The sequence below is a fragment of the Kineosphaera limosa NBRC 100340 genome (genome assembly GCF_000298215.1).
In the GTDB taxonomy this organism is placed as follows: domain Bacteria; phylum Actinomycetota; class Actinomycetes; order Actinomycetales; family Dermatophilaceae; genus Kineosphaera; species Kineosphaera limosa.
In genome coordinates, this window is record NZ_BAHD01000049.1 from 22,287 (window position 1) to 33,822 (window position 11,536).

The 11,536-nt window shown below is 71.1% G+C and carries 11 protein-coding genes and 1 riboswitch; of the genes, 3 read left to right on the forward strand and 8 right to left on the reverse strand.

Features of this window, described 5'->3' with window-relative positions:
* Positions 1-470 precede the first annotated feature (470 nt).
* The gene (locus KILIM_RS22490; RefSeq protein ID WP_006593340.1) at positions 471-1,052 is read right to left on the reverse strand and encodes an RrF2 family transcriptional regulator; all 582 of its coding nucleotides are present in this window, start codon (positions 1,050-1,052) and stop codon (positions 471-473) included.
* 137 nt (positions 1,053-1,189) lie between these two features.
* The gene (locus KILIM_RS13865; protein ID WP_006593341.1) at positions 1,190-1,927 is read right to left on the reverse strand and encodes a TenA family protein; all 738 of its coding nucleotides are present in this window, start codon (positions 1,925-1,927) and stop codon (positions 1,190-1,192) included.
* A gap of 24 nt (positions 1,928-1,951) precedes the next feature.
* Positions 1,952-2,058: riboswitch (TPP riboswitch) on the reverse strand.
* 108 nt (positions 2,059-2,166) lie between these two features.
* On the opposite strand from KILIM_RS13865, the gene KILIM_RS13870 reads away from it, so the two are divergent.
* Positions 2,167-2,961 carry a hypothetical protein gene (locus tag KILIM_RS13870; RefSeq protein ID WP_051988795.1) on the forward strand — a complete coding sequence of 265 codons (795 nt, stop codon included), beginning with the start codon at positions 2,167-2,169 and terminating at the stop codon, positions 2,959-2,961.
* 33 nt (positions 2,962-2,994) lie between these two features.
* Here KILIM_RS13870 and KILIM_RS13875 read toward each other — a convergent pair whose 3' ends face one another.
* The 3 genes from KILIM_RS13875 to KILIM_RS13885 all read right to left on the reverse strand — a co-directional run bounded on the left by KILIM_RS13875 (position 2,995) and on the right by KILIM_RS13885 (position 5,806).
* Entirely contained in the window at positions 2,995-3,489 is a 495-nt protein-coding gene (locus KILIM_RS13875; RefSeq protein WP_006593343.1) for a VOC family protein, read from the reverse strand.
* 92 nt (positions 3,490-3,581) lie between these two features.
* Positions 3,582-4,511, reverse strand: a complete 930-nt coding sequence (locus KILIM_RS13880) for a sugar phosphate isomerase/epimerase family protein (RefSeq protein ID WP_006593344.1) — start codon at positions 4,509-4,511, stop codon at positions 3,582-3,584.
* Positions 4,512-4,630: 119 nt separating this feature from the next.
* Positions 4,631-5,806: a Gfo/Idh/MocA family protein gene (locus KILIM_RS13885; RefSeq protein ID WP_006593345.1), complete on the reverse strand. Its 1,176-nt coding sequence runs from the start codon at positions 5,804-5,806 to the stop codon at positions 4,631-4,633.
* Positions 5,807-6,037: 231 nt separating this feature from the next.
* Between KILIM_RS13885 and KILIM_RS13890 the strand changes: the two genes are divergently transcribed.
* On the forward strand, positions 6,038-7,045 hold the full coding sequence (locus KILIM_RS13890) for a LacI family DNA-binding transcriptional regulator (protein WP_006593346.1): 1,008 nt from the start codon (positions 6,038-6,040) through the stop codon (positions 7,043-7,045).
* Positions 7,046-7,064: 19 nt separating this feature from the next.
* Here KILIM_RS13890 and KILIM_RS13895 read toward each other — a convergent pair whose 3' ends face one another.
* On the reverse strand, positions 7,065-7,730 hold the full coding sequence (locus KILIM_RS13895; RefSeq protein WP_006593347.1) for a TetR/AcrR family transcriptional regulator: 666 nt from the start codon (positions 7,728-7,730) through the stop codon (positions 7,065-7,067).
* Positions 7,730-9,031: a cytochrome P450 gene (locus KILIM_RS13900; protein ID WP_006593348.1), complete on the reverse strand. Its 1,302-nt coding sequence runs from the start codon at positions 9,029-9,031 to the stop codon at positions 7,730-7,732. Before KILIM_RS13900 ends, KILIM_RS13895 begins: the two co-directional genes overlap by 1 nt.
* A 200-nt stretch (positions 9,032-9,231) precedes the next feature.
* Between KILIM_RS13900 and KILIM_RS13905 the strand changes: the two genes are divergently transcribed.
* Positions 9,232-10,647, forward strand: coding sequence for a glycoside hydrolase family 140 protein (locus KILIM_RS13905; RefSeq protein ID WP_006593349.1), 1,416 nt, complete (start codon positions 9,232-9,234; stop codon positions 10,645-10,647).
* A 134-nt stretch (positions 10,648-10,781) separates the two neighbouring features.
* Here KILIM_RS13905 and KILIM_RS13910 read toward each other — a convergent pair whose 3' ends face one another.
* On the reverse strand, positions 10,782-11,363 hold the full coding sequence (locus KILIM_RS13910; protein WP_006593350.1) for a TetR/AcrR family transcriptional regulator: 582 nt from the start codon (positions 11,361-11,363) through the stop codon (positions 10,782-10,784).
* Positions 11,364-11,536 lie beyond the last annotated feature (173 nt).

Genomic DNA, 11,536 nt, shown 5'->3' on the forward strand with positions numbered 1-11,536 from the left:
CGGTTCTGGACGCGAAGGAGTAGAACGGCAGCGGCGTCTGGCGACGCCCGTCCGCGTTCGAGGCATGACTGATGGGCCTGGCGACACAGAGTCGTGTGCAGGCGGGGAGCACCCGCGGGCGTCTGATGTGCCGGCCAGTGCGGTGAATGCGAGGAGTGCGCCCGGATCAGCAGCGCGCATGCTGGCGCGGCGACGCGGGATTACGCGCGATCAGCGCAGGATCAGTGGCGACAGAGCGCGCTGGCCACGCGGTGCAGGTCGACATGGCGGCGGACGCGCGCACTGAAGGAGACGAGCGTGGCGACGAGCATGTACTGACGCATCGACCGCATGGCCTCTCCTTTCCGGATTCGCGCAGGTTGGTCACCCGCGGCGAATCGACCGTACGTCCGCGCGGAGGGCAGAGTCAAATCTATACGTTATCGGTAGGATTACCTGTGCTTATGGGTTTTGCGTTCCCTGCCACCTGGTCAACGGTTGCTCCAGGCGTCGTCGTCATTGGCGAGCGCAAGCACGTGTGCGGGGAGTTGACCGGCGAGCACGTCGGCGATGCTCGTCTCGTCGAGCACCTTGCGCAGGCTCGCCCGCACCGCGACCCAGACGACCGGTAGGTGTTGCGCGGCGCCTGGGTACTGCGTCTCCTGCGGGCGCTGCCCACGCACCTGGGCCAGCGGGCCGTCGACGGCGCGCACGATGTCGCCGAGCGCGATCCGCTCCGCGCTCCGGGCCAGCGCGTAGCCACCCCGCGAGCCGCGAGTGCTCGTCACGATGTCGGCGCGCCGTAGGTCCCGCAGGATCGACTCGAGAAACTTGCGCGGGATATCGGCGCGCTCCGCGATGACCTCGGCCGGCACCGCCTCGTGCCCCGAGGCCTCGCGCGGTGCGGCGTCGCGCGGTTTGGCCTCCCGCGGTGCGGCGTCGCGCGGTGCGGCCTCCCGCGCGGCGCCGCCTGGCCTACCGCCGCCGTTCTCACCGGCATCCCGCCCGGCACTCATCGCCGCGAGCGCCAGGACAGCCCCGATCGCATAGTCCGCCCGCGCCGTGATGTTCACCTGGGCATTGTCGCCGCTCGCTGGCCCACACGGCAGGCTGCTCGCTGGAGCAGCCGGGCGGGCCGGCATCTGCTAGGCCGAACGCGCAACATGTTGCCCACCGTGCCGAGCGCCGCGGCGCCGCGACTCGATATGGGTCAGCCGGCCAAGATCGACCGCGGCAAGTCGCCCCAGGTCTCCCGCGTGTAGGCCAGCTGCCAGAACCGGATCTCGTGGTGGCAGCTGAGTTCGAACGCCCGCGCCATCCGGGCTCGCTCGGCCGGACCGGCCTCCTGGGCGAGCGCCTCGCAGCGCTGCAGCAGGTTGGCCAGCAGGTCGTTGCAGTCGGGCGAGCCGTAGAACTGCCACCAGCCCTCGAACTTGTTGTCGGCCGGGTTGTCGTGCTGCGCGAGGTATCGATTGCCGGCCCAGATGTAGGTCCAGGGGCACGGCAGCAACGCGAACATCAGCACGCCGAGACTGTCGTGGCCGCATTCCATCATGTGGTCGATGTACGCCTGCGCCGACGGGGCCAGCCGGTCGTGCTGCACCGCTTCGTACTGCACGCCGAACGACTCGCACATGACGTGATGCGGGTGGCTCTCGTCCTCCAGCAGAAACAGCGAGGAGTCCACGAAGTGCCGCATCCACGGCCGGTCGGGTGACTTGGCCATGCCCAGGCCGTAACAGCGCAGGTACGCGGAGAGGTAGTGGTGGTCCTGTCCGACGTAGTGCAGCGTCGCCTCGCGGCTCAGGGTGCCGGCGCGCAGCTCCCGCAAAAACGGGTGCGCCCAGAACGCCTCGAACAGGTCGTCGTGCTCTTGCCGAAGGGAGGCGGTGAAGTCGCCGATGTCGGCCAGGTCGGTGGTGATGGTGCGGTCGTCGAGAGTGGTCATGAATCCTCCCGAGCATGAGGAAAGCCCCGTGGGCCGCCGCGTTCCCTCCGCTCGCATTGATCGAGATCAGGTTCCACGGGTCTGGGCGGCTGCCCATCTCAGTCCCTGCCGGGACACCCCGCGCGGCACCCCCGACCCTACCGATGGTGGGCTGCTCCGGGGGCAGGGTCGGGCTCGGCAGAGGGGGCGAAGTGCTGCACGTTGTGCCTAGCGGAAGGTCGACGTGATTGGCTCGGACGGTGCCCCCTCCTGCCTCCCGACCCTCGTCGCCCGAGAACGCCGAGGATGACCTGGCTGCCCGACCGTGGCAGTACCCCGGGGTTCCGGCGGAGGGCACTGGGGTGCTGCTCGGAGACCGCTTCATGCGGTTGCCGGGGAGTCCCGGCGACGCCCTCGATGAGCTACTGCAGGCCGCACGCGTCGCGCCGGTGGCTCAGCGCACTCTGGTGCTGGCGGTCGGGTCGAACGCCTCCCCGGGGGTCATGCGCCGCAAGTTCGCCGCGCTGGGGGTCGCGCCGGTGGTGCCGTTCCTTGCCGTGGAGGTGGAGGGGTTCGCGGTCGGGCACAGCGCGCACGTCAGTCGCCCGGGGTTCATCGCGGCCACCGGATTTCGATGCCCGGGCACCACGACGTCCACTTTCGCGTCCCTGCTCGACGACGATCAGCTGGCCTGCCTCGATGCCACCGAGCCCAACTACCTCCGGCGCACGTTGACCCGCGCCGAGCTCCCGGTCACGCTCGCCGGCGGCACCCGACCCGAACAGGTGAGCCTCTACGACTCCCGCTGGGGCGTGCTCGGCGACGCGACCCCGGAGCCGCTGCTGCCGCAAGAAGAGCGGTACGCCTGGCTGGCCACCCACTGCCCGCCATGGCGACGCCTCGTCCCCCCCGAAGCCGATCTGCGCGCGACGATGATCCGACTCGCCAGCGACGAGACGCTGCGGGAGGCCGTCCGAGACGCCTGGGCCGCGAAGGGATGGAGCCACCCCAGCGGACTGGCCAGCCCCACCTCACCCGGCCACCCCGAGAGCTGACCCAGCCCGAACGACCTCCGGAAAGACGCCGGGTCAGGCGTCGACGGACCCGGCGGCGGCCGTCTCCAAGGGAGCGATGTCGAGCTTGATCATCGTGAGCATCTGGCGCACCACGCGCTCGCGCGCCGCCTCGTCCTCGCCGCTCATCAGCTCGACGAAGCGACGCGGGACGATCTGCCACGACAGGCCGAAGCGGTCCTTGAGCCAGCCGCACTGCGACTCCGAGCCGCCCTCGAGCAGCGCCGACCAGATGCGGTCGAGTTCGGCCTGATCGTCGACGAGCACCTGGATCGACACGGCCTCCGTCAGCGGGAACAGCGGGCCGCCGTTGAGCACAACGTAGTGCTGGTCGCCGAGGCGGAAGTGCACCTCCAGCGGCACGCCCTCTTGCCGGCCGGGGATGTCGGGCGTGGAGCCGGTCACGCCGGTGATCTCGGAGTCGGGGATGACGCTGCAGTACAGTTCGGCGGCCTCCAAGCCGCCTCGGTCGAACCACAAGCAGGTGGTGATACGCGGTTGATCGGTCATGACGGCTCCTGACGGCTGTCGGACTCGGGCCGGCTTCGGATGTCGAAGCCGGAGGGGCGCGGCACCCATCCTCCTACCCTGCGTCCGCTCCGTCATGCAGAGGCGTGCACGGCCCGCAATCCGCGGACGGCGCCGACCCCACAGGACCCGAGGTAGGCGCTGGTGCGGCGCGCGATGGGCAGCGGGGCGTCGGGCGCGCAGGGGTACATGTCCTGCTCCACGATGGCGAAGACATCCGTGCCCAGGTGAGCCACGGCCTCCAGGACCGACGGGAAGTCGGGCACCCCGCGCGGCGGCTCGACCATGGCGCCGGCGATCACGGCGTCAGCGAACGACATGTCCTGCGCCCGCACCTGCTGCATGACCTGCGGGTCGACCTGCTTGAGGTGCAGGTATCCGATGCGGCTCGGGTGCGCCTCGATGATCGCCAGGTTGTCGCTGCCGACGTAGGCGATGTGCCCGGTGTCCAGGCACAGGTTGACGTACGTCGGGTCGGTCGCCTCCAGGAGGCGCGTGATGTGTCGCTCGGTTGCTACATGCGCGTCGGCGTGCGGGTGGAACTGCAGCGCCAGGCCGTACTCCTCCCGCAGGGCCTTGCCGAGGCGGTCGACGCCGCTGGTCAGGGAGTCCCACTGTTCGCTGGTGAGGGTGTCGGGCTCGGTGGGAGCGCCGGTCTGCAGGTCGCGGTACATGGCGGGCAGCACGACGAGGTGCTTGCCGCCGGCCGCCGCGGTGAGAGCGGCGACCGCACTGGCCTCGGCCCACACGGCATCCCACGTGCCGGGCAGGTGCAGGTTCTCACCGACCGTGCCGGCGGACAGCTTGAGGCCGCGGGCGTCGAGTTCGTCCCGGAGGTGGGTGGGGTCGGTGGGCAGGAAGCCGTACGGGCCCAGCTCGATCCACTCGTAGCCGGCGGCGGCGACGTCGTCGAGGAACTGGGTGTAGCCGACCTGGCGGGGGTCGTCGGGGAACCAGACGCCCCAGCTGTCCGGGGCCGTTCCGACGGTGATGGTGGCACTCATGGGTGACTGACTCTTTCCCCACCCCGCCGAAAGTCATACTTTGCGGCGAGATGAATAGTAAGAACTCTGAATCTGGGTCGAAAGCACGACTTTCGGCGGCAGGGAGATGAGGGGGGTGGTTAGACGGGGACGGGGGTGCCGCGGCGGGCGGCGGACAAGGCGGCGCCGACGACGTTCATCATCGATTCGGCGGCGGCGAAGTCGGTGTCCATCGGGCGGTTGTCGCGCACGCAGCGCACAAACTCCTGGATCTCGGCGACGAACGCCTCGCCGTAGCCGGTGCCCACTCCGCCTCCGGGCATGGGGGCGACGTCGGTGAAGTAGGGGTGCGCGGGGCTGGTGAAGACGCGCCGCGGGCCGTTGACCGCCGCCGGGGCCGCGCCGACCTCGAACACGTGGAACTGGCCGCCGGCGATCGAGTCGAAGAGCGCGTGCCCGCGGGTGCCGAACACCTCGACGCCCAGGGAGTTGGGCATGCCGTGCGCGATGCGGCTCAGCGTGATCGTGCCGACCGCCCCGCCCGCGAAGGCCGCGGTGATGATGGCGACGTCGTCGTTGGTGACCGGGCCGGTCTCGTCGGTGACGGCGGCGTGGTGGCCGATGCCGCCGGCGGCCGGCCTCGGACGGTCCGTGATGACCGTGCGCAGCTGCGCGTCGAGCACCCGCTCGACCGGTCCGGCGACGAACTGGGCCGCGTCGATGGCGTGCGCGCCGATGTCGAGCACCGCACCGCCTCCGGAAAGCTCCTGGTCGTAGCGCCAGGAGAGGGCTCCTTGGGGGTCGGCGGCGTAGTCGGCGTAGTACCAGCCGCGCACGGTGTGCACGTCGCCGATGACGCCGTCGGCGACCGCGCGGGCGACCGCCGCCAATCCCGGCAGGCGGCGGAACGAGAACCCGACGCCCATCACCGCGGAGCTGCGCTCGGCGAGGCGGGCCAGACCCGCGGCCTCGTCCGGAGTGCGACCGATCGGCTTCTCCGCGAAGAGGTGCTTGCCCGAGGCGATCACCTTGGGCAGCACCTGCGCGTGCAGGTGGTTCGGCAGCGCGACGCTGACGACGTCGATGGTCGGGTCGGCGAGCATCGCGTCGATGTCGGCGACGGCCTTCTCGAAGCCGTAGCGCGCGGCGACGCTGCTCGCCAGGTCGAGGTTGGGATCGACGATCGTGTCGAGCACGACCCGCACGTCGGCGAGATCGGCCGCCATCGTCGCGTTGCGGTACCCGAAGGCGTGCGCCTGGCCGGCCATGCCGGCGCCGATGACGGCGGCGCGAATCGTGGTGCGGGTGTCGGTCATGACGGTTCTCCATTGACGTCTTGTGGCGGGGGCCGAGCGCGGAACGATGCGTAGTCGCCGCGTCGATGTGTAGAATCTAGAGCGCTTTAGAAGAATGTGTCAAGACGTAGCTTCACGGGACTTCTCGAGAGGACGCCGCCACCGCTGGCCATGGGCGATCGCGCGGGTACTGTGACAGGGCGTCGCCAAGGGCGCCCGGGCGTGTGTGCTGGCCGCAGGAGCAGGAGGGCAGTGGCGGTGGTGAAGGTGACGATGGCGCAGGTGGCCCGCGAGGCGGGTGTCTCGTTGTCGCTGGTGTCGCTGGCGTTCCGCGACGCCTACGGGGTCAGCGAGAAAACCAAAGAGCACATTCTCGCCACGGCCAAGCGCATGAACTACCAGCCCAACACGGTGGCCGCGCGACTAGCACGCAAGGCCGACGACACCCTCGGGGTGTTCCTGCTCGACCTGCGCAACGAGGTCTTCGTCGACATGTTCGACGGGATGCGCGCGTCCGCGACGGAGGCGGGGCGCGAGCTCGTGCTTTCGGTCGGTTCGACGGGTGGTGAGTTGGACCGCGGGGCGCTCGATTCGCTGATTCGCGCGCGGGTCGATGTCGCCGTCGCGGCCGGCCTGCTGCTGCCCGACGAGGTGTTGGCGAAGTACCGCGGCCGCCTGCGCCTGGTCAGCGTCGCGCGCGTCGTGCCCGGCTTCGACTCCGTCGACTGCGACAACCGGCTCGGCGCCGCCCTGGCGACCCAGCACCTCCTCGACCTGGGCCATCGCCGCATCCTGCACCTGGCCAACCGCCCCTCTGACGGCTATCTGGAGCGGCGCATCGGCTTCGAGCAGACGGTGCGGGCGGCCGGTCTGACGCCGTGGGTCATCGACGTCGACTACAGCCGCGACGCGGCCGCCGCGGCGATCGGCCCGATCCTCGACTCGGCGCTCGACTCAGCGCAGCGACCGACGGCGGTGCTGGCCCACAACGACCAGATGGCCCTCGGCGTCCTCGACGCGCTGCACGAGCGGGGCCTGCGCGCGCCGCACGACCTCTCCGTCGCCGGCTACGACAACACGACGCTGAGCCGCACCCCCGGCATCGCCCTGACCACCGTCGATCTGCACGCCGTCGACCTCGGCCGCCAGGCCGCCGAACTGGCCATCTGGCGCTCGGCGAACCCCGACGAGCCCGTCGTCGTCAAGACCTCGACCCCGACCCTCGTCGTCCGCGGCTCCACGGGACCCCCTGCCGACTGAGCACCCTGAGCCGCGGAATTCAGCCCCCGGCGGGGCGGCACATCGGGGCCACGAGGTCGGTGATCTCGACGAGGAAGCCCGGTGCCCACTGCTCGAAGTCGGCTTCGGGGGCGGACAGTTGGTAGAGCAACATCCCGTCGGTGAGGCTGAGCAGGCGGTTCGCGGCGAACTCCGGGTCGGGAGCGCCAGCCGCGGCGAACATCTGTGCCTGTACCGCCACGTGCCGGGCGCGCAGGTCGGCGACGAGTCGCTGCGTCTGCGGGTCGCGGGCGGCGTGCAGATACAGCTCGTAGCGAGCCAACGTCAGGGGGCGTTCGGCGAGCAGCAACTGCACGATGCGAGCGGTGAACGCCTCCCGGTCGGCGGGCGCGGTCGGCAGGTTGTCGGCCAGAGCGCCCAGCTCGTCGTACATCCGCGTGACCCAGGCGATCTGCCGGTCGCAGATGTGCTCCAGCAGCGCCGCGATCATCGCCGCGCGCGTGCGGAAGTGGTACGTCGTGACCCCGTGGGAGACCTGGGCTCGCGCCTCCACGCCGCGGTGCGTCAGCGCCTGCACCCCCTGCTCCGCGACGATGGCGAGGGCCGCGTCGAGCAGCGCGACCCGGGTCTCCTGGGCACTGCCCCCGGAGCCGAGCCGGGCAGTCGATCGGGCGGCCGATCGGGCGGCCGGTCGAGCGGGTGCCATCAGCCGAGGGCGACAGGCAGGCGCTCGAAGCCGCGCAGGATGTACGTGCGCCGCCGCACCGCCTCCCCGGCCGGCCGCGGCACCCCGCGACGCAGCAGGGCGGCGAAGGCGACCTGCGCCTCCAACCGGGCCAACGACGCTCCGAGGCAGTGGTGCGGGCCGGCGGCGAAGGACAGATGCCGGCGGGCGTTGGGCCGGTGGATGTCGAAGCGGTGTGGGTCGTCGAAGACCGCCGGATCGCGGTTGGCCGCGCCGAGCAGCAGCGAGATCATCTCCCCGGCCGGCACCTGCGCGCCGCCCAGACGGAGCTCCCGCGTCGCGATCCGAGCCACGACCTGCACCGGAGTGTCGTAGCGCAGCATCTCCTCCACGGCACCCGGCACCAGGCTCGGGTCCGCCCGCAGGTCCTGCGCCTGCTCGGGGTGCGCCAGCAGCGCCGCCGTGCCGTTGCCGATGAGGTTGACCGTCGTCTCGAACCCGGCGAACAACAGCAACACCGCCATGGTGATGAGCTCGCGCCGGTTCAGCCGACCGCCTTCTGATTCCGCCTCGATGAGAGCGGAGAGGATGTCGTCGCCACCGGTGTGTTCGCGCTCGCTGATGAGCCGGTCGAAGTAGGCCTCCAACTCGACCAGGGCTTGGGTCGCGGCGTGCTGTTCGTGGGCCGGTGCCATCGAGTCCAGGTCGACGGCCCCGGCCCGACCCCAGCGACGGAAGCGCTCGGCATCGCTGGGCGGCACGCCGAGCACCTCGCAGATCGCGCGCACCGGCAGCGGCCCGGCGAGGACGTGCATGACGTCGACGTCGCCCTGGCCGCCCGCCGCGTCCAGCAGCTCCTCGGCGATCTCCTCCAAGCGGGGTCGCAGCCGCTCCACCCGCGCCGGCGTGAACACCGAGCTGACCAGCGTGCGCAGCCGCGCGTGCTCCGGGCCGTCCATGCCGATCATCGACTCTGCACCGAGCGGGTCGACCACGCCGGTTCGGTCGGGCCCGCGGAACAGCCACCGCATGCCCGGCGGCATGCTCGCCAGCATCAACTCTTCGCGGCGGGCGTTGGCGGAGACCACGGCCGGATGCCGCAGGAGCGCGTTGACCAGCTCGTGTGTGGTCGTCATCGGCCCAAGGTTCGACGGCACCAGCGGACCGCGCTCACGCAGCCAGTCGTACGCCGGATACGGGTCGATCGCCATTCGCGGATCGAGCAGCACCCCTGTCACGTCGCCGCGGCGAGACATGGCCGCCAGGAGGCCGCCGCGGATCGTGTCGCGGGCCTTTCCGTGGAGCTGCTGCAGGGGGCTCATCACACTCTCCGTCCTTGTTCTCTACATCTGTAGAAGGTGTTTCTCCGTTCGTAGAGTGGCAGCCCGGGGGGTCATCCGCAACCGGCTCAGACCAGGCGGGAGTGTGTGCGCGGCGCCACGCGACCTGCGCTCGGTCGATGCACCGGCGATGAACTAGATTGCGGCGCAGTCACATCGCCCGCTCCCCGAAAGTCGAGCCGATGCTCCGTCGCGCCCTGCTCACCTCCACGCTCGTCACCGCATTGGCCCTGTCGGGCGCCTGCACGTCGGTCGCCGACGACGCGGCCGGGACCCACACGAGCGGGGACGCGATGACCTCCGACGCCGCTCAGGCCCCCGCGCAAGCGACGACGAGCGGGCCACCCACCGCCATCTCGTCCGACCGCCGGGGGCTCCAGGCAGCCGACGGCACCCCGTTCGTGTGGGTCGCCGACACCGCGTGGATGCTCACGCAGAAGCTGACCCGCTCCCAGATCGAGCAGTACCTCGACACGCGCGTCGAGCAGGGCTTCACGGTCGTTCAAATGGTCGCGGTCGCCGGGCGCGACGGAACGTTCGGGCACACCGCCAACGCCCAGGGCGATCTGCCCTACGACGGCGACTTCGGGCACCTGCGCGCCACGGGCACCTACTGGGATCACGTCGACTTCGCCATCAAGGCCGCTCAGCAGCGCGGGCTCACCGTCGCTCTGCTGCCTGCCTGGTCGGTCGCGCACGCCGGCGTGACGCTACGAGACGACAACGCGCGCGGTTACGGGCGCTTCCTCGCCCAGCGGCTGCGCACCGCGGGGGCCGCGCCGGTCGTCTGGGTCATGGGCGGCGACGACACCAATCCGCATACTGCTGTGTGGCGTGAGCTGCTCGCGGGCGTCCGCGAGACCGGCGACCGTGGCCTGGTCAGCTATCACCCGGCGGGCTGGCACACCTCCCTGGGCCAGGTCGACGGCGCCGACTTCGAGATGGTGCAGACGTCGCACTGCCAGGGCGTGCGCGACGGTTACCCGAGCCTGCTCGCCCAGACCCGCAGCCAGGCCCCGGACCGGCCGGTCGTCGACGCCGAGCCGCTCTACGAAGACCACCCGTGGTGCTGGGACAGCTCCCAGGGCTACTCCACGACCCAGCAGGTACGCGCCCAGCTGTGGTGGTCGGTGTTCGGCGGAGGCTTCGGCGCGACGTACGGGCACCACTCGGTCTGGCAGTTCTATGACGGCTCCAGCCCGATCAACTCGCCGCAACCGACGTGGTCGCAGGCATTGTCGGCGCCGGTCGCGCAGCAGGTGCGGCACCTGCGCACGTACCTCGAGTCGGTCAAGGGCCTCGGCATGGCACCCGACGACGCGGCCCTGACCGCCGGGCAAGGAGAGGGGTGGAGCCGGGCGGTCGCGCTCCGCTCGGCCTCCGGTGACCGGGTGTCCGTGTACCTGCCGACGCCCCGCTCCCTGGATGTCGACGGGGCGCGACTGGAAGGTGCGCGGTTCGCGGTCACGTGGTTCAACCCGCGGACCGGCGCCACCGTCGAGGGCCCGGCCCGCGCCCGCAACGACCTCGCCGGACTGCGCCCGCCGCCCTCCGGCGACGGGGACGACTGGGTGGTCACCATCCGCCGCCTAGCCTGAGCTGGGGCGACGTGCCCGGTCGCGTGCTGGGCTCACCAGGTAGCGGCTGTCGTGCTGGCTGACCACGCCTTGGGCTTGCGGGGTGATGGCCGGCGGCCGGATTGACCCAGTGACGAACCACGCCGACCGGCTGCCTAGGCGGCGGGGTCGGGCGGCAGCAGCCGATCGACGGCCGCGGTGGTGAATTCGCTGACGCGCTCCAGCGGTTCGCCGGCGTCGAGGGCGCCCAGGCCCGCGGAGAGCAGCCCCTGGATCGCGCGGTGCATGAGGTCGGCGTCGGGCGCTTCGAGCCCGGCCAGAGCCGCCCTGAGAAGCGCCCCGACCTGCGCGTGCTCGGCCGCGATACGGGCGCGCGCGGGCTCGGAGAGGGAGGCGCTCGACAACGCGACGCGCCACGAGTGCCGCTCCCCCACGGCCTCCGCGAGGTTGGCGCGCACGTACCCGAGCACCTGCGCGCGCGGCGAGTCGGCCGCCTCCATCGCCTCGGTCACGGCCGCCGACCAGCGCGGCAGGTGCTGCGCGGCCACGGCCTCGATGAGGTCGTCATTGGAGTGCACGTACTTGTACACGCCATTGCGGGAAAGCCCCACCCGCTCCGCCACCTGCGCGATCGTCAGCGTCCCGGTCTCGAGCAGCAACTCTTCGGCCGCGTCGAGCAGGGCCGCCTCCATCGCGGCGCGGTGCTCGCGCACCGTCGTCGCGGCGATCCGCGGCATGGGCACCTCCCGGTCGTCCTACTGGCACGCCGCCGTCGAGGGCGTGTCGGTCATTATCCGATGATACTTAGGGACGTGGCGTCCCTAAGGTGTACTCTCCCTTGTTAGGGACAGATCGTCCCCATCATTCGACCAAGGAGTGCACACCTCATGCTCACCGCGCTGTACCGTTC

Coding starts and splice junctions, on each gene's coding strand:
- KILIM_RS13875 (WP_006593343.1), bottom strand. CDS start 3,489: ATGACCGATCAACCGCGTATCACCACCTGCTTGTGGTTCGACCGAGGC.
- KILIM_RS13895 (WP_006593347.1), bottom strand. CDS start 7,730: ATGGCACCCGCTCGACCGGCCGCCCGATCGGCCGCCCGATCGACTGCC.
- KILIM_RS13910 (WP_006593350.1), bottom strand. CDS start 11,363: ATGCCGCGGATCGCCGCGACGACGGTGCGCGAGCACCGCGCCGCGATG.
- KILIM_RS13900 (WP_006593348.1), bottom strand. CDS start 9,031: ATGAGCCCCCTGCAGCAGCTCCACGGAAAGGCCCGCGACACGATCCGC.
- KILIM_RS13885 (WP_006593345.1), bottom strand. CDS start 5,806: ATGACCGACACCCGCACCACGATTCGCGCCGCCGTCATCGGCGCCGGC.
- KILIM_RS13905 (WP_006593349.1), top strand. CDS start 9,232: ATGCTCCGTCGCGCCCTGCTCACCTCCACGCTCGTCACCGCATTGGCC.
- KILIM_RS13865 (WP_006593341.1), bottom strand. CDS start 1,927: ATGACCACTCTCGACGACCGCACCATCACCACCGACCTGGCCGACATC.
- KILIM_RS13880 (WP_006593344.1), bottom strand. CDS start 4,511: ATGAGTGCCACCATCACCGTCGGAACGGCCCCGGACAGCTGGGGCGTC.